Origin of the sequence: Nocardioides alcanivorans (assembly GCF_021555175.1) — a bacterium.
Lineage (GTDB): Bacteria > Actinomycetota > Actinomycetes > Propionibacteriales > Nocardioidaceae > Nocardioides > Nocardioides alcanivorans.
This window is the reverse complement of record NZ_JAKGRW010000057.1, coordinates 131,564-151,674: the sequence shown is the minus strand read 5'-3', so window position 1 is coordinate 151,674 and position 20,111 is coordinate 131,564. Positions and strand designations below refer to the sequence as shown.

The following is a 20,111-nucleotide window of genomic DNA, read 5'->3' as shown; positions in this document are numbered from 1 at the left end:
ATGAAGATCGAAGATGTCAAGGTCACCGTGTTCCGCCGCCCCGGCGACGGGACGAAGATCAAGGGCCAGTCGATGCAGCACCTCACCAGTGACATCGTCGCTTTGCAGGTCATCACCGATGAGGGCCACATCGGTGAGACCTTCAGTCTCGGCGGAGGCATGGGGATGGGTCACTACCTGGCCTCCTCGATCAAGCCCATGCTGATTGGCCGCAATCCGCTCGAGCGCGAGGCGATCTGGAAGGACATGTGGGACATGAACCGTCTATGGTTCAGCCCGCTGTTCATGGTCGGCACCGCCGACGTGGCGCTGTGGGATCTCTACGGCAAGATCCGCAACGCGCCGATCCATGAGGTGCTGGGAACCTTCCGTACCAAGATCCCGACGTACGCAAGCTCGATGACCCACACCAGCGTCGATGCGTTCGTCGAGGAAGCGGTGACGTTCCAGAAGTTGAACTATCACGGCTACAAGCTGCATGTCCTCGGCGAGGCCGACTTCGACATCGAATGCTGCCGCGCCGTACGTGAAGCGACGGGGAGTGACTTCAAGCTGATGGTGGACGCTGTGGCGGCGTACGACCACGCGGACGCGCTCAAGGTCGGCTACGCACTCCAAGAGCTGGGCTACCACTGGTACGAGGAGCCGCTTCGTGACTACGACCTGGCGGGCTACCGGATGCTCACTGAGAAGCTTGACATCCGGGTGGCTGGGACGGAGACCAATGAGGGCGGACTTGTTTCGCGTGCCGAGTTCGTTGCCTCGAACGCCTGCGACATCGTCCGCGCGGATCCTTCGTTCACCTACGGCATCACCCACACAAAGAAGATCGGTGCTCTCGCCGAGGCATTCGGCAAGAACCTGGAGATCCACACCAACCCAAACCCCATGATGGACGCCGCTGCGCTGCACGTGGCGCTCTCGCTTCCGAACACCGAGTTCTTCGAGCAACTCGTGCCGACCGAGACCTTCCACTTCGGGGTGGATCAGCCGGTTCAGGTCGACGCCGACGGCTATGCGCTGGCGCCGGAAGGCCCTGGCCTCGGGGTCAACATCGACTGGGACTACGTGAACGAGTACAAGATCGCCGACCTCTGACACGCATTGTCGCAGAACCGACCACTTCCGCCGATGGAGGGCACCGAACGATGGTTTCGACGCGAGAACTGCGAGCCCGAAGCAAGGCCCTGACGGAAGAGGGTCGGTGGGGCGCGCGAGCGATGCTCCGTGGGCTCGGTCTCAGCGATCAGGATTTCGACCGACCGATCGTAGGGATCGCGAACACCTGGAGTGGGGCGATGCCCTGCAACAACCATCTCCGCCAGGTCGCAGTCGATGTTGCAGCAGGGGTTCGGGCGGCGGGAGGCACCCCACTGGAGGTCAACACCATCGCCGTCAGTGACGCTGTGCTGGCGCGGGGTGGCGCTTCGCTGGTCAGCCGGGAGGTCATCGCGGACTCGATCGAGCTTGCAGCCGAGGCGTATGCCTTCGACGCACTGGTCACGATCGCCGCCTGTGACAAGACCAACTCCGGTGCTGCTCTCGGCATGGTGCGCACCGACATTCCGTCGGTCTATCTCTTCGGTGGCACCATGGCCCGGGGTGTCTGCGAGAGCCGAGATGTCTCCATCCAGGACATGGCCGAGGCAGTCGGCAAGTACAGCGCGGGGGAGATGTCCCTCGATCAGATGCGGGCCATGGAGCGAGCCGTCTGCCCCGGCTCTGGCGCCTGCACGGGGATGTACACCGCGAGCACGATGGCCACGGCTTTGGAGGTACTCGGCTTCGCGGTGCCGGGCATGTCCAGCATCCCGGCAGTCAGCGAGCAGCGAAGCCGCGCCTCGTACGACACCGGAGTGCTGGCGATGGAGGCCTTGCGCACGGGCACCACTCCTCGGCGTCTGGTGAGTCGTGCGTCGCTGCTCAATGCCATCGCGGTCACGGCTGCGCTGGGCGGTTCAACGAATCTCGTTCTGCACCTGATGGCCATTGCCCGCGAGGCTGGGGTTGAGCTGGAACTCGAGGACTTCCACCGGATCAGCGCCGCAACTCCACGCATCGGAGACTTCTTGCCTTCGGGAAGGCACTTCATGGAAGACCTCGGGACAGCGGGCGGCGTGCCGGCTGTCATGAGAGCGCTCTTGGGCGCTGGGTTGTTGAACGGCGAGGTCCCCACTGCCGATGGCCGCACGCTGGCAGAGCATCTTCGGCACGTGGCATTGCCCTCTGCTGGCCAGACGGTGGTCGCGCACACGGACCGGCCGTTGGCTCCGTCGAGCGGCTGGAGCATCTTCTACGGTGATCTTGCGCCTGAGGGGGCCGTGCTCAAGGCAACGGGGACCGACGCGCCGCCTTTCGAAGGACCGGCAGTCGTCTTCGAGTCCGAACACGAGGCGTACCTCGGTGTGCAAGCAGGGGCTGTGACCTCGGGGGACGTCGTCGTCATCCGCAACGAGGGTCCAGTCGGCGGACCCGGCATGGCTGAGACGTCCAAGACGACTGCGGCGATCGTCGGTCGTGGACATCTCGATGACGTGGCTCTGCTCACCGACGGTCGCTTCTCCGGAATCACCCATGGCTACGCCATCGGCCACATCGCTCCCGAGGCTGCGGTGGGTGGCCCGCTTGCACTGGTCATGACCGGTGATCGGATCACCATCGATCCTGCGGAGCGGCGGATCGACATCGACGTGCCGGTCGTGGAGTGGACGAGAAGACGCGAGTCTTGGAAGGCACCAGAATCGACGGCGTCCTCCAGCGTCTTTGCGAAATACGCCGCACTTGTCGGGTCGGCGTCGGACGGCGCAGTCACCCGTAGCGCCCGACAGTTGCCGGACAGCATGGCCACCGCGCACGTGCACAGGAGCGGCACATGAGGACGCGTGAGATTCACCTGACCTCCAGGCCTCGAGGCTGGCCGAATGAGGAACTGTTCCGGGTCGTCGAAGCGGAGTTGTCTGAGCCGGGACCTGGAGAGGTGCTGATCGAGAACAGCGCACTTTCAGTGGACCCCTACATGCGTCCCAAGATGGATGACGTTCCGTCCTACACCCCGCCCTACCAATTGAACGCGCCGCTGGAGGGGCGAGCCGTGGGCACCGTGATCGGATCGGGCGATCCGACGGTGCCGCTTGGTGCTCAGGTCCTCCACCGTGCTGGCTGGCGAGAGCATGCGCTCTTGCCAGCTGCCGATGTGACGCTGTTGCCTGACCTCGACGTCCCGCTGACCCATCACTTGGGCGTGCTCGGCATCACGGGCTTCACGGCCTGGATCGGGCTCAACGTGATCGAGTCCGTGACTGCTGGCGATCAGGTGTTCGTGTCGGCAGCGGCCGGTGCGGTCGGTTCCGTGGCGGGCCAGATCGCTCGACTTCGCGGTGCTGGACGCGTGGTGGGTAGCACCGGTTCGACCGAGAAGGCCTCCTGGTTGTGCGACGAACTTCGTTTCGACGCGGCAATCAACTATCGGGAAGAGCCCATCGGTGTGGCACTGCGAAGAGTGATGCCCCAGGGGTGTGATCTCGGCTTCGACAATGTCGGCGGTGACCACCTTGGCGCTGCGCTCGAGGTGATGAACGATTTCGGTCGACTGGTGATGTGTGGATCAATCTCGCTCTACAACGAGTCGCGACCAAGTCCGATGCCCGACAACCTCGTCCACGTCACGCGGAAACGATTGACCATGCGGGGTTTCATCACCTCAGATCACCTGTCGCTCCGTGAGCAGTTCCTGGCCGAGGTCGCTCCCTGGGTCAGCAGTGGAGACATGGTGACTCGCGAGACGGTGATCAATGGTCTGGACCTCATGCCGAGGGCCTTCGTGGCAATGCTGTCGGGTGCTACCACGGGAAAGACCGTTGTGCGCCTCACCGCCGCGGAACAGTGATGCGGGAATCAGCGAAAGCCGTTCCGCTGCTCGCCCAATCTCCAGCTCTGAGGACTACAGCGTGAACCACCACCTTGTCCGTGACCTTGCCGCGCACCTCGCGAAGTCCCACGACACATCGCGCCCCGTCCCGATGCTTGAGGCGTTCCACGACCTCTGCCTGGACGACGCCTATCGGGTTCAAGCCCTGACCGTTGCCAACCGACTCCTGGACGAGCAATCGCATCCTGTCGGGTGGAAGCTCAGCGGCACGAATGGGCCAGACCAACCAATGAGCGGCGTCCTGCTCGCCTCTGCGCTCCTTCCTGCCCCCGAGTTCGTCTCGTTGGATGAGGCGAACGGACCCCTGGTGGAGCCTGAACTCGTTTTCAGAATCACCAGGGACGTGAGTCACCACTCGTCGTTGGCGGAGCTGGCGGACTGCGTCGAGGTCGCGGCGGCAATCGAGATCCCACAATCACGCTTCGCTGACTGGTGGCCCGTAGGAGAGCGACCGAACATCACCAGGGCAGCTCTGGTCGCCGACAACGCGGCCAGCTTCCGAATCGCGGTCGCATCCGGGTGGCAGACGTTCTCGGCTGCGCAGATCGACTCGATCACGTGCACGCTCACGCTCCCTGATGGAAGCACCCGTGAGGGACGGGCAGGGGATGTCTATGGATCTCCGCTGAGGGCCCTGTCGTGGCTGCTGAACTGGCTACATGGGGAGCATCGCGTCGCCCCTGTCGGCGCCCTTGTCTCCTCAGGGACCTTCACTGTCCCGGCGCACGCGACCGCCGGGAGATTCTCCGCCAACTTCGGCCATGCAGGTGCGGTCGAGGTGGACTTCGTCCATGGCGCCTGAGGTTCGAGCAATGCGCTTCGAGTGTGGACGGCTGTGGCCCAAGTTTCGGTGAGACACCGCGGTGCTGCAGGGCGATCAGAGACGGTTCAGTCTTGGGCGGACAGTCGAATGGCGATCAAGGACCGGATGAGACCGTCGCCCGTGAGCGCGTCCCAGCCGGTCAGTTCCTCCCAACGGGCGAGGCGGTACTTGGCGGTGTTCGGGTGCACGTGAAGTGCCTGTGCTGCGGCAGTCAGGGAGAACCTGTGGGCGGCGAAGGCGGTGACGGCGTCGGCCAGATGTGGATGTGCTCCTGCCGTGTCGATACTCGAGCGGAGGAGCGGCTCGAGTCGGTGGGCCTCGGAGGTGAAGATGGCCGTCAACCAGTCACTGGAGAAGCGAACGACTGGCTGGGCGCGAGTCGCGGCCGCCAGCGCCAGACCGGCATCGGTGAGGCTCATTGCGGCCCCCTGGGCTCCGGTGCGTGTCAGGCCGACGCCCACGCGGAGGTCGGTCAGATCGCGGGTCATCTCGGCCAGGTTCTGCAGGTCGATGTCCTGTCCGATCAGCAGGATGCGTGCCTCCGGATCCAAGGCGCAATGGGCGACGCCGTCAAGAGTGCCGAGCTGTTCCTGCAGGGCCTCCATCACCGGAGGGGTGGCTTGGCCGGTGAGTAGGACGGTGAGACTTCCTTGCGCATCGAATCCGAGCTGATCGAAGAGCGCGGTCACCAGTCCCGAGTTGGGGGAGTTGCCGCCAAGGAGTGCCACGAGGCGACTGCGGACCTGGTGCTGGCCCGCGGCAAGGCGAGCGGTCTCGGCTGCATGGGCGGTGGTGAAGCTGGTGCTGGTTCGGTTGACGACGGCCCACAGAGGAGCAACTGCGCTGGAGAGCTCGGCAATCCACGCGGGCCCACGCTCGCTTGCGCGGGAGAACAGATAGCCCCAGATCTCCGCGGCCGCGACGTGGTAGCCCTCGATCGCGTCCACGAGAGGGATCCCGAACCGGGCGCGGTCTCGGCCGATGGCTGCTGCGTGCTCAAGGGCCTCAGCGGTCGGTCCGTCGCCGTTGCGCAGCCCGATGAGCATGGTTCTGATACTGAGCACGCTGTCGGCTATGTGCTGGTCGTAAGGAAAGTCGGCCAACGATCGGGCCCGGGACCGGATGGCGGCGACGACGAGATCGGTCAGATGGTCGACGTCATGGAGAGCTTCGTCGAGTAGTTGGTCAACGAGATGACTACTTCTTGTGGAATCCACAGTCTTTCCTCCGGAGAATGTCGTCTCCGTCAATTATTTTTGAGAGATCCGCATGGAATGCTGTGAGAGTTCTATCACGTGCGCTGGTCGCATGCGTTCTCACGCGGCCTCCGTGCGGTCGCAGCAAAGAAGGGTTGGCCCTCCATGTCCCAGACCGTCGATCTCACGCCCGCTGCCGGCGCTGAGGTTCCCGGCCCAACGCCTGTCGAGCGGCTCACGGGCATGGAGGCCCTCGTCCGTCTCCTCGTCGAGCGTGCTCGGTTGGACAAGGGTGCGGGGTTGAACACCGGCGGACTTGCGTCGGGATACCCGGGATCGCCGATCGGCAGGATCCATGACTTGTTGGAGGAGCAGAAGGAAGAGCTCCTCGCTCAAGGCATCCACCACCGCCCCGGCCTCAACGAGGAGCTCGCGGCGACCGCGATCTGGGGGAGCCAGACGGTCGGGGCCGACGACGCAGCCACGGTCGACGGCGTCTTCGGGCTCTGGTATGCCAAGGCGCCTGGCGTCGACCGGGCGGGGATGCGCTGCACCACGGCAACATGCGTGGCACCTCGCGTCACGGTGGCGTGGTGCTGGTTGCCGGTGACGACCCGAAGCCCAACGCCACCATGTATCCAAGCGACTCCGTGCCCACCCTGATCAGTTGGGGAATCCCGGTCTTCTTCCCCGGCACCACCCAAGAGGTGATCGATCTGGGCTTGCACGCCTACGAGATATCCCGGGCCAGCGGGCTGTGGACCTCACTGAAGGTGGTGACCCCGGTCGCCGACGGCTCCGGTCTGGTCCGCACCGGCGACTTCGACCCCGTGCTCCCCGACGTCGAGGACGAGGGAGGCCGTTCGTCCCCGCGCTGCGAGTGAACGACGCCTCCGTGAACATGGTGGCGGCCGAGAGGGACATGGCGCTGCGCCACCAGGTCGCGGCCGAATACGCACGACTCAACGACCTCAACCCGGTCACGGTTCCTGCGCCCGGCGCACGCATCGGGATCGTCGCACCGGGCAAGACCTATTACGACCTTCGCGAGGCGCTGGAGCTGCTCGGTCTCGATGATCTCGCTCTCGACCGGGCGGGTATCCGAATCAAGAAGGTCTCAGTGCTCTTCCCGATCGCAGCGGCTGAGTGGCGAGAGTTCGGCGAAGGAGTCGACACCGTCATCGTGGTCGAGGAGAAGCGACCGCTGCTGGAGGTTGCTGTCAAGGAAGCGTGGTACGGCGACCCCGGGGCTCCCCGGGTCCTCGGCAAGTCTGACGCCGCGAACGCGATCCTTCCGGCACACGGGGAGTTCGGCCCGGATCTTCTGGCGGACTCCCTGCGCCCGGTGTTGAGGAATCTTGGCGTGACGGATCTCCGTCCGCCGAAGTCGATCGCTCCCGGACTGCGCACCATGCTGCCGCTGGCCACGGCGCGCACCGGCTTCTTCTGCAGCGGGTGCCCGCACAGCACCGGGTTGAAGGCGCCTGAGGACGCCAAGGTCGGAGCGGGCATCGGCTGCCACATCCTGGGGCTCATCGTCGATCGGGACGAGTACGGCGACATCTCGGGCTACACCCAGATGGGGGGCGAGGGAGCCCAGTGGATCGGCATGGCTCCCTTCGTCTCCACCGAGCACATGATCCAGAACGTCGGCGACGGCACGTTCCACCACTCGGCCAGCCTCGCCATCCGGTGGGCGATCGCTGCGGAGGTGAACATCACCTTCAAGCTGCTCTACAACTCCGTGGTCGGCATGACCGGCGGTCAGGACGTGTCCGGTGGCATGGCTGTGCCCGAGATCGTCAAGAGCCTGTTTGCCGAAGGCGTCTCCAAGGTCGTCATCACCACCGACGAGCCGAACAAGTACAAGCGTCGGTCGCTGCCGCGAGGCGTCAAGGTCCGTCCGCGGGACGAGATCGTCGACGTCCAGAGGGAACTGGCCGATCATCCGGGCGTCACCGTGCTGATCCACGACCAGCAGTGCGCAGCGGACCGCCGCCGTCACATCAAGGAGATGCCCGAACGCGCGACCACCAAGGTCCTCATCAACGATCGCGTGTGTGAGGGATGCGGAGACTGCAACGCGAAGTCCCAGTGCCTCTCCGTGCAGCCCATCGAGACGGAGTTCGGTCGCAAGACGGCGATCCATCAGTCCTCTTGCAACGTGGACTACGCCTGCATGGACGGTGATTGCCCATCCTTCCTCCAGGTCGACACGAAGAACGCCAAGAAGACGAAGCGCTCCATTCCAGCAGCGCCCGCGGTTCCTGAGCCGGCGATCTCGCGGCAGGAGCGCTTCGCCGTGCACATGGCGGGCATCGGCGGCACGGGAGTCATCTCGGTCTCCAACATCATTGCCGAGGCGGCGCTGATCGAGGGACGACGTACCCGCTCACTCGACCTGACCGGTGGCACCATCAAGGCCGGCCCGGTGATCTCGCAGGTCCAGGTCTTTCCCGAAGGGGAGCCGGAGCCCTCTGCTTCGATCGAGGCGGGTGCTGCCGATGTCCTGCTCGCCTTCGATCTGCTGGCGATGATGACGCCGGACAACCTGGCACCTCTCTCGCCCGAGCGCACCGTCGTGGTCGCGAGCTCAAGCCAGGTGCCCAACGCCGAGATGGCGATCGATCCGAGCACGCCGTACCCGGCCTTCTCCCAGCTGCGGTCGATCATCGACGACACGACGCGTGCCGGAGCGAACCAGTACTTCGACGCTCAGGCGCTGGCGCTGGCGATCACCGGCAATCACATGTCGGGCAATGCGCTGATGCTCGGTGCCGCTGTGCAGACCGGAGCGCTGCCGCTGCAGCCAACCTCTGTCGAGGAGGCGATCCGCAGGCAGGGCGTCGCGGTGGAGTCGACGCTCGCGGCGTTCGCCTGGGGGCGCGCCATCGCTGCTGACCCCGGGCTCGTTGACGCGCTGCTTCCCGAGGCTGAGGTGACCGAGCAGGCGGTCGCCAAGGTGCAGGAGCTCAGGCTCCCCGCTGAGCTCGGTGCTCTCATCACGCGCCGGTACGTCGACCTCGTCGGCTTCCAGAGCGGCCGGTACGCCGACACTTGGCTCAGGCGAGTGCAGGTCGTGGCCGACCAGGACCGCCAGCACGGCGACGGCACGTTCCGTGTCACCACGGCCGTGGTCGAGAACCTGCACAAGCTGATGGCCTACAAGGACGAGTACGAGGTCGCTCGTCTGCATCTCGACTCCGTGTCGGCAGCCGAGCAGGAGTTCGGTGAAGGAGCCAAGGTCTCCTACAAGCTGCACCCCCGATCCTGAAGACCCTCGGGATGAAGCGAAAGATCACGCTCGGCCCGTGGTTTGCGCCGGTCTTCGTGCTGCTGGCCAAGATGAGGTTCTTGCGTGGCACGCCCTTCGACGTCTTCGGCCACATGCTGCTCCGCCGGATCGAGCGGGCTCTGGTCGACGACTACGTGGCGCTGAGCACAGGAGCCGTGAAGACGCTCGATGCCTCCCCTACGACGAGGTGGTCGCGCTGCTCGGGCTGCCCGCCGACATCCGCGGCTACGAGGACGTCAAGATGCGCAATCTGCGTGCGTACCTGGACCGCCGCGGTGAAGCTGCGGTGAAGCTGGGCGTCGCTGGCCCCACGCCGACGCTGGTGGACCTGGTGGGGAAGTGGAAGATGTCGTCCTAAGAGCGCGGACGCCGCGAACCCACTGGTTCGCGGCGTCCGGTGACGGAGGCGATGAAGAGGGCCCCGTACGCGACCTTGGGTTCTAGCGATCCCCGCAACACCTTGAGTTTCAAGGGGTTGCGGGGATCGTGGTTTCTGAGGAGTTGAAGGCGCTGTTCTTCGAGGCTCTTGATCGTGAGGGCGGCAGCGTTACGGCCGCTGCCCGTGCGGTCGGAGCGAATCGGAACACTGCCTATGGATGGGCCCGCAGGGCGGGCGTTCGTGGTCGTGGCAAGCCCGGTACCGGCCCGCACCCAGGGCGTGGGGAGTACGACCGGTTGCGTGCGGCAGGAGTTCGACGCCTTGTGGCTGCCGCCCGAGTCGGGGTCAACCCCCGCACTGCACAGGACTGGGACAAGGGAATTCGGAAGATCAACGGCTCGCGCCTGCACCCCGATGGTCGGTGGGTGAACTACAAGACAGGGGTGAGCACCCATGTCGAGGGACAGCAAGCGCCGACAGTCTCGGCGTTGGAAGCCCAGTTACATCCGCGGTACCTCACGCTCGTCGAGCGAGAGAAGATCGCCGACCTGCGCCGGGGCAATGCCTCGCTGCGTGAGATCGGAAGGCAGCTTGGTCGGTCGGCATCGACCATCAAGCGCGAACTGGACAACCGCTCACGCGACGGCGTCTACCGCCCCTACGCCGCGCACCGGGCGTGGTCTGCTTCGCGGAGCCGTCCCAAGGCCAGCAAGTTGGCCGCGGAAGGTCCGCTGCGCCGCTATGTAGCAGCCAAACTGCAGGATCAGTGGTCGCCCGAACAGATCTGTCACGCTCTGGTCGAGAAGTTCCCCACCGACGAGAGCATGCGGGTGAGCACAGAGACGATCTACCAGGCGATCTATGTCCAGGCCCGCGGTGGCTTGCGGCGTGAAGTTGCCCAGGCATTACGGACCGGACGGACCCGCCGCAAGCCGCACCGGCAACCCGACCAACGCACCCAGCGGTTCAGTGACCCGATGATCATGATCAGCGAGCGCCCGGCCGCGGTCGCCGACCGTGCCGTGCCAGGGCATTGGGAAGGTGACCTCATCGTCGGCACCAACTCGCAGTCCGCGATCGTGACCCTGGTCGAACGCTCGACCCGCTACGTGATGCTTGGTCACCTGCCCGGTGGCCATACGGCCGAGGAGGTTCGTGACGTTCTGATCCCGCTGATCGCGAGTCTGCCGGAACATCTTCGGGGCTCGCTGACTTGGGACCAGGGCTGCGAAATGGCCGCACACAAGCAGTTCACGATCGCGACCGGCGTACCGGTCTACTTCTGCGACCCGCACTCGCCGTGGCAACGCGGATCGAACGAGAACACCAACGGATTGCTGCGCCAGTACTTCCCCAAGAGCACCGACCTAGCGGTCCACGGCCCCGAAGACCTCGAGCTAGTCGCGCAAAAGCTCAACCGCCGGCCACGCAAAACGCTCGGCTGGAAAACTCCAGCCGAGCGTCTGCGTGATCTACTGACAGCCGTCTAAACCATCAGGTGTTGCGAGGACCGTTAGAAACCGCCGACGGCGTACGGGGCCCTCTGCGATGCGAGGCCCTGGAAGGGCCGCGCGGCGCCGTTCAGGGACGCCCAACGATCTTGCGGCCGATGATCAGCTTCATGACTTCGTTGGCGCCGCCGAAGATGCGCTGGATTCGGGCGTCCTGGTAGGCACGACCGACCGGGTACTCGAGCATGAAGCCGTAGCCGCCGTGCAGCTGCAGACAGCGGTCGATCACGTCGTTCTGCAGGTCGGAGGTCCACCACTTGGCCTGCGCCGCGTCGACATCGGTGAGCTCGCCGGCGTTGAAGGCCAGGATCGCCTGGTCGACATACACCCGGGCCACGTTGACGATCGTCTGCATCTCAGCGAGCTCGAACTGGGTGTTCTGGAAGTCGGCGATGCGCTGGCCGAAGGCCTTGCGGTCCTTCGTGTAGGTGATCGTGTCGGTGAGCACGGCCTCGGCCACGGCCACCGCGTGGGCGGCGATGGAGAGCCGCTCCAGGGGCAGCATGTTCTTCAGCTGACCGAAGCCGCCGCCGATCTCACCGAGCACGTTCTCGGTCGGCACGAAGACGTCCTCGTAGACCAGTTCGGCGGTGTCCTGGGCGTGCAGGCCGACTTTCTTGAGCTTGCGGCCTCGGGAGAAGCCCTCCATCTCCCGCTCGACGACGAAGAGCGTGAACGCACGCGGCCCGCCAGCAGGGTCGGTCTTGGCAACCGTGATCACGAGGTCGGAGTTGATGCCGTTGGTGATGAAGGTCTTGGCTCCGTTGATCACCCAGCCGCCCTCGACCTGGCGGGCGGAGGTCTTGATGCCCTGCAGGTCGGAACCGGTGCCGGGCTCGGTCATCGCGATGGCGCCGATCAGCTCACCGGCGATCATACGGGGGAGCCAGCGCTGCTTCTGCTCGTCGTTGCCGATCTCGTTGATGTAGGGGATGGCGATGTCGTCCTGCAGCGAGAAGCTCGAGGCCAGCGAGGTGGCGTGCACCTTCGCGAACTCCTCGAGGATCACGTTGCGGAAGCGGTAGTCGCCGCCCGCGCCGCCGTATTCCTCCGGGGCGGCGAGCCCGAGCAGGCCCTGCTTGCCGGCGGCGAGCCACACGTCGCGGTCGATGATGCGATCTTCGTCCCAGCGCTCGAGGTTGGGCACCACCTCGCGTTCGACGAAGGCCGCGACGCTGTTGCGGAAGGCCTCGTGGTCGTCGGTGTAGAGCGTGCGCTTCATCGGGGATCCTCCAGGGTGGTCGGGTCGAAGGCGGGGGCAGGAAAGGTGGCGAAGATGTCGGGCAGGTCGGTGGTGACCCGGTCGGGGAAGTCGGCAGGCCGCTTCTCCAGGAAGGAGGCAAAGCCCTCGCGGCCGTCGGCGCTGACGCCGCGCAGGTTCAGGCCGAACGACTCGATCTGGTGGGCCACCATCGGGTGGTCGGCGCCCTGCATGCGCCACAGCAGCTGTCGTGCGATCGCCGCGGAGACCGGAGCTGCGTTGTCGGCGATCTCACGGGCGATGCGGGTGGCGGCGTCGATCAGTTCCTCGGCTGCGTGCACGGAGCGCACGAGGCCCCGCTCGAGCGCCTCCGGGGCACGGAAGACCCGGCCCGTGAAGACCCACTCCAGAGCGGTCTGCATCCCGACCAGGCGGGGAGGAACCACGATGAGCAGGACTCGGGGATCACGCCGCGTTGGGTGAAGACATAGCCGAACTTCGCGTTCTCCGACGCCAGCCGGATGTCGGCTGCCAAGATCATGGTGGCGCCCACCCCGACGGCAGCGCCGTTGACGGCCGCGATGATCGGCTTGCGGCACTCGAACATCCGCAGCACGACTCGGCCGCCTCCGTCCCGCCGGCGAGGCAACTCGTCGCCGGGTACGTCGTACTGGGTGCCGGCGGGCGCTGTGCCGCTCGTGCGCCAGGCGGTGAAGGCGTCACCGCCGTCTACCGCGTCCATCCCGGCGCAGAAGCCACGACCGGCGCCGGTGAGGATCACGGCGCGGACGTCGTCGTCGGCGTCCACTCGATCGAACGCCTCGATCAGCTCCGCCTCCATCTCGTCGGTGAAGGCGTTCAGCCGGTCGGGCCGGTTGAGCGTGATGGTCGCGATGCCGTCCTGGACGGCGTAGCGGAGGGTCTCCACTCAGGTCACCTGTGCTTGTAGTCGGGAGCGCGCTTCTCCAGGAAGGCACGCATGGCTTCGGGCTGGTCCTCGGTGAGCGCGGCGATCACCTGTTGACGGTTCTCGAACTCGATCGCCGTCTTCAGATTGGGCATCTCCAGGGCCATCCACATGCCCTGCTTGGTCAGGGTCACCGACGCAGGGGGTTCCGCACGATCTCCGCGGCCTTGGCCAGGGCGACGTCGAGCAGTTCCTTCGCCGGCACCACTTGGGTGAGCAAGCCGATGCGGTGGGCCTCGGCGGCGTCGAAGCGACGGCCGGTGAGCATCAGCTCGTGTGCGTTGCCGGCGCCCACGACGCGGGGGAGCAGCCAGGAGATGCCGATGTCGCAGGCGGAGAAACCAGCCCGGATGAACCCGACGGCGAAGACCGCCGGCTCGGCGGCGATCCTGATGTCGCTTGCACAGACAAGGGCCAGTCCGCCGCCCGCGGCGGCTCCGTTGACGGCAGCGATGACCGGCTGGGGGAGTGCGTTGATCTTCTCCACGAGCCGGGCGATCTCGCGCTGGCGGTCCAGCGTGCCCAAGGTGAATCCCTGCTCGTCGATCCGCTCGGGGTCGCCGTAGCCGTTCAGGTCGAGTCCGGCGCAGAAGGCGCGACCAGCCCCGGTCAGCACGACGACCCGCACGTCGCGCGCACGCGCGACGCGATCGAGCTCCGCGTGGAGGGCGGACACCAACTCGACCTCGAGGGTGTTGAGCTGATCGGGACGCGACAGCGTGATCATGCGGACGCCGGGAGCGGGGTCGGTGACCACCACTGGTGGGGACATCAGGGCCTCCTGTTCGTGTGCCTATCGCTATCTAAACAAACGATCACTTAAATGACTAGGGTTGAGACGAGGTTGATCATTCTGGTTTGCTGAGGCGGTCCGCCGAGGTGGTGCGCGAAGGGGGAATCATGGCCAAGGCCATTCAGGGCAAGCCGCGACACGGCAAGGCGCCGGTGCTGCGGGCCGCCGTCGAGAGGTTCAACGAGGTCGGGTATCACGGCACGTCGATGCGCGACATCGCGCGCGGTGCTGACGTGACGGTGGCCTCGATCTATCACCACTTCCCCTCCAAGCAGGAGGTGTTGCAGGAGATCATGGTCGAGACGATGAGTGATGTCATCTCGGCCACCCGTTCGGCCCTGCTTGCTGCTGGCCGGACGCCGCGCGAACAGCTATCTGCACTGGTCAGAGCATGGATTCTGTTCCACACCGACCGGCAGGAGGAGGCGCAGATCGGCTCCTCGGAGCTGCGCAGTCTCGACGATGTCGGGCGCAGGATCGTGGTGCGACTGCGCGACGAGCAGCAACGCATGTTCGACGATGTGATCACTCGAGGGGTCGAGGTGGGCGACTTTGCGACGACACATCCACGCGAAGCTGCGCGCGCGGTGATCAACATGGGCTATTCGGTGGCGAGTTGGTACCGGCAGGGGGCGAGGTCTCTCCGGCAGAGATGGCGGAGCGCTACGTCGATCTGGCGCTGGGCACGGTCGGCTGCCGCGATTCGGGGCCGGATGACCTTCGCAGGGGGTTGTCGGTCTGAATCTTGCGCCCTATTGTGATCCAAACGTTCGTTTGGATAGGAGTGCGGAGATGGTCGACGCGAGCACAACGCGGGAGGCGCCCGACGCGGCGGAGGAGCGTGATCTCCTCGACCTGCGGGCGCTGGAGCACTACCTGGTGAAGGAACTGCCGCACGGCCCGGCCGGCCCGCTGACCGCCCGGCTCATCGCCGGGGGACGCAGCAACCCGACGTACGACGTCTCCGACGGGAGCCGGCACTGGATCCTGCGGCGTCCGCCTTACGGCGAGATCCTGCAGTCCGCACACGACATGTCGCGCGAAGCGCGGGTGATGGGCGCTCTCCACGGTTCCGCCGTTCCGGTGCCCATGGTGGTGGCTCACTGCCAGGACGCGGAGGTGCTCGGTGCGCCGTTCTACGTGATGGACATGCTCGAGGGACGCACCTACCGCACGCATGAGGACACCGGAACGCTGTCCGTCGAGCAACGCCGCGCGCTCACGGAGAGCATGGTGACCACGCTGGTCGCCCTGCACTCGATCGACCCCGCCGACGTCGGTCTGGCCGACTGGGGCCGGCCAGAGGGATATCTCCAGCGCCAGGTCTCGCGCTGGGGTCGGCAATGGCACGAGATCAAGACCTCGGAGCGCTCCGAGGTCGATGAGCTCGTCGAACGACTCACCCGGTCGATGCCGCCGCTGCGGTTCCCGGGCATCGTGCACGGCGACTTCAAGATCGACAACCTCATGGTCGACCACGACGATCCGAGCCGGATCCTGGGCCTGCTCGACTGGGAGATGTCGACCCTCGGCGACACTCTCGCCGACCTCGGTGTCCTGATCAGCTTCTGGGACGAGGTAGGGAGGCTCCACAACCCGATCACCGCCGGCGCGACGGCCCACGAAGGCTTCCCCAGCGCCGACGAGGTGGTCGCACTCTACGCAGACCGCCGGGGCATCGACGTCGACGACCTCGAGTGGTACATCGTCTTCGCCGACTTCAAGATCGCCGTCATCCTCGAGCAGATCCACCACCGCCACCTCCAGGGGACGACCGTGGGCGACTGGTTCGACGACATCGGCGACATGGTCGGCCCGTTGCTCACTCGCGCCCGCGACCGCGCAGACCGCGCAGGACTCTGAGATCTCTACCAGGAGGATCCGATGAACCCCACCCATGACGGCCTCGGCCTCGACCTCACCCCGTCGGCCAGGGCACGTGAGCTGCGCGCCGAGCTGGTGGACTTCATGAACACCTCGGTGTTCCCCGCCGAAGCGGCCTACCACGCGCACCGCGCCGCCGGCGGCCCCTACGACCACACGGTGCCACCGGTCGTCGAGGAGCTCAAGGTCGAGGCGAAGCGGCGCGGGCTGTGGAACCTCTTCCTGCCCGCTGAGTCGGGCATTTCCCAGCTCGACTACTCCGCGCTCGCCGAGATCTCCGGCTGGAGTCTGGAGCTCGCACCGGAGGCGCTGAACTGCCAGGCACCCGACACCGGCAACATGGAGCTGCTGCACCTCTTCGGCACGCCGGAGCAGAAGCAGCAGTGGCTGCAGCCACTGCTCGACGGCACGATTCGCTCGGCGTTCGCGATGACCGAGAAGGAGGTCGCCTCCTCCGACGCCACCAACATCGAGACCAGCATCGTGCGCGACCCTTCGACGGGCTCAGGGCAAGCGGCGGAGTATGTGATCAACGGGCGCAAGTGGTGGACCAGCGGAGCGGCCGACGAGCGCTGCAAGGTGTTCGTGGTGATGGGCAAGACCGATCCCGACGCCGCCCGACACCTGCAGCAGTCGATGGTTCTGGTTCCGCGAGGTACGCCGGGAGTCACCATCGTGCGCGACGTCCCGGTCTTCGGGCGGCACGATCAGCACGGGCACTGCGAGGTGCTCTTCGAGGACGTGCGAGTGCCCGCTGCCAACCTGTTGGGTGAGGAGGGCTCCGGATTCGCCCTCGCGCAGGCCCGTCTCGGCCCCGGCCGGATCCATCACTGCATGCGGGCGCTCGGTGCGGCCGAGCGGGCGATGCAGCTGATGAGTGAGCGGGTGCAGAGCCGGGTCGCCTTCGGCAAGCCGCTGGCCGACCAGGGCATGGTGCAGCAGCAGCTGGCCGAGTCGCGACTCTCCATCGAGCAGGCGCGACTGCTGTGCCAGCACGCCTCCGCGGTGATCGACAAGCACGGAAACAAGGCGGCCGCTCCCTACGTGTCGATGGCCAAGGTCTCGGTGCCGCGGGTCGCACTCGAGGTCATCGACCGCGCCATCCAGGTGCACGGCGGCGCGGGCGTGAGTGACGACGTTCCGTTGACGGCAATGTATGGCTGGCACCGGGCCATGCGAATCTTCGACGGACCTGACGAGGTGCACCTGCGCACCATCGCCAGGACCGAGCTCGGCCGCGGCTCGGAGCTGCGCCCGTGACCGCGGGAGAGCTCGCGGGCCAGGTCGCCATCGTCACCGGAGCGACCGCCGGACTCGGCGAGCGCTTCGCTCGGGTGCTCGCGGCCGCCGGCGCCGCGGTGGCGGTGACCGGACGACGTACCGAACGGATCGCGGCTGTGGCCGACTCGATCAACGCGGACGGTGGGACGGCGTACGGCGTCCGCCTCGACGTCGCCGATCCCGAGTCGATCGCCGCCTGCGTGCAGAGCGTCGTCGACGAGCTCGGCGTCCCGCGGATCCTGGTCAACAACGCCGGGATCCCGGACGCAGCGCGAGCGCACAAGATGTCGTTGGAGTTGGTCAACGCGGTGCTGGACACCAATGTGCGAGGTCCGTGGTTGATGTCCACCGAGGTGGCACGCCGCCTGATCGCGGCCGAGCTTCCCGGGCGGATCGTCAACATCTCTTCGATGAGCGCCTATCACTACAGCGGCGAGGGCGCGGCGCTCTACTGCACCTCCAAGGCGGCGGTCAGCAGGATGACCGAGACCCTCGCCGTGGAGTGGGCCCGCAACCTCATCAACGTGAACGCCGTGGCGCCGGGGGCGTTCTCCTCGGAGATGATGGACGGCATGGTGGCGCGGGTCGGCGACGTGACGACCGGCTTCCCGCGCAAGCGGCTCGGTCTGCCGGAACAACTCGACTCGACCCTGCTCTACCTGGTCTCGCCGGCATCCGAGGCGGTCACCGGCACGATCATCAAGGTCGACGACGGGCAGACGCACCGATGACATCGACGAATGCTGGGCGGGACTGGCCTGAGGAACGCGGGGCTTGATGATCATCCCCCATGAACTCGCGCCATCGAGGTCCGTGGTCACGTGGGGCTCCGGCCCACCCGGTAGCCGACGGGCGGTGGAGACACCGGTCACCAGACGAGCCGGACCACCACTAGGCTGGTGCGGGTGGCCGCCGTCCTCAGCATCCGTCGCTATCCGATCAAGTCCTGCGGGGAGAGGCGCTGACCTCCGCCGAGGTGGACGATCGTGGCATCGCCGGTGACCGGGCCTGGGCCGTGGTCGATCCCGAAGGCAAGCTCGGGTCCGGCAAGGACGGCCGCCGCTTCCGCCGTCTCGACCGGATCTTCGAGCTGGGCACCCGCTGGAGTGCCGACGTACCCGAAGTGCGTTTTCCTGACGCCACGTGGCGTCGTGTCGACGAGCCGGGTGTCGATCGAGTGCTGAGCGACCACATCGGCACGGCGGTGGGCTTCGGCCGCGAGGAAGCGACGCCACACATGGATGCCGGTTCGATCTCGTTGGTGGGTACCGCCAGCCTGCGGGCCCTGGCTGATCTCGTCGGTGACGCCGCTCCCGTGGACCCACGGCACTTCCGCGTCAACCTCGTCGTCGAGACCGATGAACCGTTCGTCGAGGAGGCGTGGGTCGATCGTGAGGTGCGGATCGGTGAGGTGGTCCTGCGTGGCGCCAAGAGGATCACCCGCTGCCGGATGGTCGATCTGGAGCAGGACGGCGCCTCCGAGCACGGCACGCTGCTGAAGACCCTCGGCCGTGAGCGCGATGCCAAGCTCGCCGTCTACTTCGACGTGGTGACGCCGGGCACGATCTCTGCCGGCGACGCGGTGGTGCTGCGCTGATTCGCCGGGTGAGAGGGGCACAATCGTCCTGTGCCCCTCTATCGCGCCGAGGCCGTCGTGCTGCGCACCCACAAGCTGGGTGAGGCCGACCGGATCATCACCCTCCTGACCCGATCCCAGGGACTCGTGCGCGCGGTGGCCAAGGGGGTACGACGCACCACGTCACGTTGGGGTTCGCGGCTGGAGCCCTTCACCCACGTCGATCTCCAGTTGGCCGAGGGCCGCAATCTCGACACCATCACGCAGGCCGAGACCCTGACGCCGTTCCAGTCCCGACTGGGCTTGGACTACGACCGCTACACCGCTGGCACCGCCATGCTCGAGACCGCCGAACGACTGATCTCGGAGGAGCGCCAGCCCTCACCGCAGCAGTTCCTGCTGCTCGTGGGTGGCCTGCGGGCGCTGACCGCCGAAGGCGGCGACCAGGAGCGCGGCGCCGGGCAGGTGCTCGACTCCTACCTGCTGCGTTCGCTGTCGGTGGCCGGCTACGCCCCGTCGTTCGACACCTGTGCCCGCTGCGACGCTCCCGGTCCGCACCGTTGGTTCAACCCCTCGGCCGGTGGCGTCCTGTGCTCCACCTGCCGGCTGCCCGGATCGGCCAATCCCGCGGCGGAGACCGTGAGACTCCTCGGCGCGTTGCTGGCCGGTGACTGGGCGGTGGTTGCTGCGACCGAACCCCGCCACCTGCGGGAGGCTACTGGTCTCGTTGCTGCTTATGTGCAGTGGCATCTGGAGCGGGGGCTGCGGTCCCTGGCGCACGTGCCTCGCTGACGGTGCCGGGAATGTGGCCGGCCTCGATCCAGCCGTCGACGGTGCTGTTGAAGCGGGTGAGTGCCTGGAGGAACTCCTCGCGCTGAGCGGGGCTCCACTCCGCCAGGATCGCATCGAGCATGCGGCGACGGTGGGAGCGTGCCTGGGCGATCGTCTCCCGGCCGAGTTCGGTCAGTTCGAGGAGGCTGGCGCGGCGGTCCGCGGGGTCGACGCTCTTCTCGACGAGGCCGGCGCGCTCCACGGCTTGCACCTGGCGGGTGATCGTGGAGGGGTCGAGCCGGAAGCGGGAGGCGATGGCGCCGAGACGCTGCGGACCGTGGTCATCGAGAAGGCAGAGGATGCCGTAGCTCGAGCGATCGAGACGGATGTCACCCGAGCGCGTGGTGATGTGGATCGCCTGACTCCGCCGGAAAAGCGTGAAGAGTTCCTGCTCGATCGCATCATTGCTGCCAGTCACAACTTCGACCCTAGACGATCAACGGTGG

Annotated in this window: 20 protein-coding genes and 1 pseudogene; 14 read left to right on the top strand and 7 right to left on the bottom strand. The window is 66.4% G+C overall.

The window, feature by feature from the left end; genetic code table 11:
• The 4 genes from L1066_RS25280 to L1066_RS25265 all read left to right on the top strand — a co-directional run bounded on the left by L1066_RS25280 (nucleotide 1) and on the right by L1066_RS25265 (nucleotide 4,730).
• Entirely contained in the window at nucleotides 1–1,098 is a 1,098-nt protein-coding gene (locus L1066_RS25280) for an enolase C-terminal domain-like protein (RefSeq protein WP_235739097.1), read from the top strand.
• 50 nt (nucleotides 1,099–1,148) lie between these two features.
• A complete protein-coding gene (locus L1066_RS25275; protein ID WP_283095614.1) occupies nucleotides 1,149–2,876 on the top strand; it encodes a dihydroxy-acid dehydratase in 1,728 nt (575 codons plus the stop codon).
• Nucleotides 2,873–3,886: an NADP-dependent oxidoreductase gene (locus tag L1066_RS25270; protein ID WP_235739094.1), complete on the top strand. Its 1,014-nt coding sequence runs from the start codon at nucleotides 2,873–2,875 to the stop codon at nucleotides 3,884–3,886. Before L1066_RS25275 ends, L1066_RS25270 begins: the two co-directional genes overlap by 4 nt.
• Nucleotides 3,887–3,947: 61 nt before the next feature.
• The gene (locus tag L1066_RS25265; protein WP_235739093.1) at nucleotides 3,948–4,730 is read left to right on the top strand and encodes a 2-keto-4-pentenoate hydratase; all 783 of its coding nucleotides are present in this window, start codon (nucleotides 3,948–3,950) and stop codon (nucleotides 4,728–4,730) included.
• Nucleotides 4,731–4,816: 86 nt separating this feature from the next.
• On the opposite strand, the gene L1066_RS25260 is transcribed toward L1066_RS25265, so the two are convergent.
• The gene (locus L1066_RS25260; RefSeq protein WP_512699736.1) at nucleotides 4,817–5,968 is read right to left on the bottom strand and encodes a PucR family transcriptional regulator; all 1,152 of its coding nucleotides are present in this window, start codon (nucleotides 5,966–5,968) and stop codon (nucleotides 4,817–4,819) included.
• 144 nt (nucleotides 5,969–6,112) lie between these two features.
• On the opposite strand from L1066_RS25260, the gene L1066_RS25255 reads away from it, so the two are divergent.
• The 4 genes and pseudogenes from L1066_RS25255 (at nucleotide 6,113) to L1066_RS25235 (ending at nucleotide 11,111) form a co-directional block, all read left to right on the top strand.
• Nucleotides 6,113–6,610: a hypothetical protein gene (locus tag L1066_RS25255; RefSeq protein WP_235739090.1), complete on the top strand. Its 498-nt coding sequence runs from the start codon at nucleotides 6,113–6,115 to the stop codon at nucleotides 6,608–6,610.
• Entirely contained in the window at nucleotides 6,598–6,831 is a 234-nt protein-coding gene (locus tag L1066_RS25250) for a hypothetical protein (protein ID WP_235739089.1), read from the top strand. Before L1066_RS25255 ends, L1066_RS25250 begins: the two co-directional genes overlap by 13 nt.
• A pseudogene (locus tag L1066_RS25245) lies at nucleotides 6,828–9,532 on the top strand (indolepyruvate ferredoxin oxidoreductase family protein). Before L1066_RS25250 ends, L1066_RS25245 begins: the two are co-directional and overlap by 4 nt.
• Nucleotides 9,533–9,917: 385 nt before the next feature.
• Nucleotides 9,918–11,111: an IS30 family transposase gene (locus tag L1066_RS25235; RefSeq protein WP_249224046.1), complete on the top strand. Its 1,194-nt coding sequence runs from the start codon at nucleotides 9,918–9,920 to the stop codon at nucleotides 11,109–11,111.
• Nucleotides 11,112–11,202: 91 nt separating this feature from the next.
• Here L1066_RS25235 and L1066_RS25230 read toward each other — a convergent pair whose 3' ends face one another.
• The 5 genes from L1066_RS25230 to L1066_RS25215 are packed head-to-tail and all read right to left on the bottom strand — an operon-like array spanning nucleotide 11,203 to nucleotide 14,072.
• Entirely contained in the window at nucleotides 11,203–12,354 is a 1,152-nt protein-coding gene (locus tag L1066_RS25230; RefSeq protein ID WP_235739087.1) for an acyl-CoA dehydrogenase family protein, read from the bottom strand.
• Nucleotides 12,351–12,674: a Clp protease/crotonase-like domain-containing protein gene (locus tag L1066_RS28235; protein ID WP_312008787.1), complete on the bottom strand. Its 324-nt coding sequence runs from the start codon at nucleotides 12,672–12,674 to the stop codon at nucleotides 12,351–12,353. The genes L1066_RS25230 and L1066_RS28235 overlap by 4 nt, the downstream gene beginning before the upstream one ends.
• Entirely contained in the window at nucleotides 12,653–13,261 is a 609-nt protein-coding gene (locus L1066_RS28230) for an enoyl-CoA hydratase-related protein (RefSeq protein ID WP_312008785.1), read from the bottom strand. Before L1066_RS28230 ends, L1066_RS28235 begins: the two co-directional genes overlap by 22 nt.
• Nucleotides 13,262–13,266: 5 nt before the next feature.
• Nucleotides 13,267–13,434: a hypothetical protein gene (locus tag L1066_RS25220; RefSeq protein ID WP_235739085.1), complete on the bottom strand. Its 168-nt coding sequence runs from the start codon at nucleotides 13,432–13,434 to the stop codon at nucleotides 13,267–13,269.
• Nucleotides 13,431–14,072 (bottom strand): enoyl-CoA hydratase/isomerase family protein, encoded by a 642-nt coding sequence (locus L1066_RS25215; RefSeq protein ID WP_235739084.1) that lies wholly within the window; start codon nucleotides 14,070–14,072, stop codon nucleotides 13,431–13,433. Before L1066_RS25215 ends, L1066_RS25220 begins: the two co-directional genes overlap by 4 nt.
• Nucleotides 14,073–14,200: 128 nt before the next feature.
• On the opposite strand from L1066_RS25215, the gene L1066_RS25210 reads away from it, so the two are divergent.
• The 6 genes from L1066_RS25210 (at nucleotide 14,201) to recO (ending at nucleotide 19,626) form a co-directional block, all read left to right on the top strand.
• Complete coding sequence (locus tag L1066_RS25210) at nucleotides 14,201–14,854, top strand: TetR/AcrR family transcriptional regulator (protein ID WP_235739083.1); 654 nt, start codon at nucleotides 14,201–14,203, stop codon at nucleotides 14,852–14,854.
• Between the two features lie 31 nt (nucleotides 14,855–14,885).
• Nucleotides 14,886–15,956, top strand: coding sequence for a phosphotransferase family protein (locus tag L1066_RS25205; protein ID WP_235739081.1), 1,071 nt, complete (start codon nucleotides 14,886–14,888; stop codon nucleotides 15,954–15,956).
• Nucleotides 15,957–15,977: 21 nt separating this feature from the next.
• The gene (locus L1066_RS25200; protein WP_235739080.1) at nucleotides 15,978–17,237 is read left to right on the top strand and encodes an acyl-CoA dehydrogenase family protein; all 1,260 of its coding nucleotides are present in this window, start codon (nucleotides 15,978–15,980) and stop codon (nucleotides 17,235–17,237) included.
• A complete protein-coding gene (locus L1066_RS25195; RefSeq protein WP_235739078.1) occupies nucleotides 17,234–17,989 on the top strand; it encodes an SDR family NAD(P)-dependent oxidoreductase in 756 nt (251 codons plus the stop codon). Before L1066_RS25200 ends, L1066_RS25195 begins: the two co-directional genes overlap by 4 nt.
• Nucleotides 17,990–18,234: 245 nt before the next feature.
• Entirely contained in the window at nucleotides 18,235–18,855 is a 621-nt protein-coding gene (locus L1066_RS28225) for an MOSC domain-containing protein (RefSeq protein WP_235739076.1), read from the top strand.
• Between the two features lie 30 nt (nucleotides 18,856–18,885).
• Entirely contained in the window at nucleotides 18,886–19,626 is a 741-nt protein-coding gene (gene recO / locus L1066_RS25185; protein WP_235739075.1) for a DNA repair protein RecO, read from the top strand.
• Here the strand turns inward: recO and L1066_RS25180 are convergent.
• A complete protein-coding gene (locus tag L1066_RS25180; RefSeq protein ID WP_235739073.1) occupies nucleotides 19,550–20,083 on the bottom strand; it encodes a MarR family winged helix-turn-helix transcriptional regulator in 534 nt (177 codons plus the stop codon). The genes recO and L1066_RS25180 overlap by 77 nt on opposite strands.
• Nucleotides 20,084–20,111: the final 28 nt, after the last annotated feature.

Coding starts and splice junctions, on each gene's coding strand:
- L1066_RS25280 (WP_235739097.1), top strand. CDS start 1: ATGAAGATCGAAGATGTCAAGGTCACCGTGTTCCGCCGCCCCGGCGAC.
- L1066_RS25275 (WP_283095614.1), top strand. CDS start 1,149: ATGGTTTCGACGCGAGAACTGCGAGCCCGAAGCAAGGCCCTGACGGAA.
- L1066_RS25270 (WP_235739094.1), top strand. CDS start 2,873: ATGAGGACGCGTGAGATTCACCTGACCTCCAGGCCTCGAGGCTGGCCG.
- L1066_RS25255 (WP_235739090.1), top strand. CDS start 6,113: ATGTCCCAGACCGTCGATCTCACGCCCGCTGCCGGCGCTGAGGTTCCC.
- L1066_RS25230 (WP_235739087.1), bottom strand. CDS start 12,354: ATGAAGCGCACGCTCTACACCGACGACCACGAGGCCTTCCGCAACAGC.
- L1066_RS25215 (WP_235739084.1), bottom strand. CDS start 14,072: ATGTCCCCACCAGTGGTGGTCACCGACCCCGCTCCCGGCGTCCGCATG.
- L1066_RS25210 (WP_235739083.1), top strand. CDS start 14,201: ATGGCCAAGGCCATTCAGGGCAAGCCGCGACACGGCAAGGCGCCGGTG.
- L1066_RS25205 (WP_235739081.1), top strand. CDS start 14,886: ATGGTCGACGCGAGCACAACGCGGGAGGCGCCCGACGCGGCGGAGGAG.
- L1066_RS25200 (WP_235739080.1), top strand. CDS start 15,978: ATGAACCCCACCCATGACGGCCTCGGCCTCGACCTCACCCCGTCGGCC.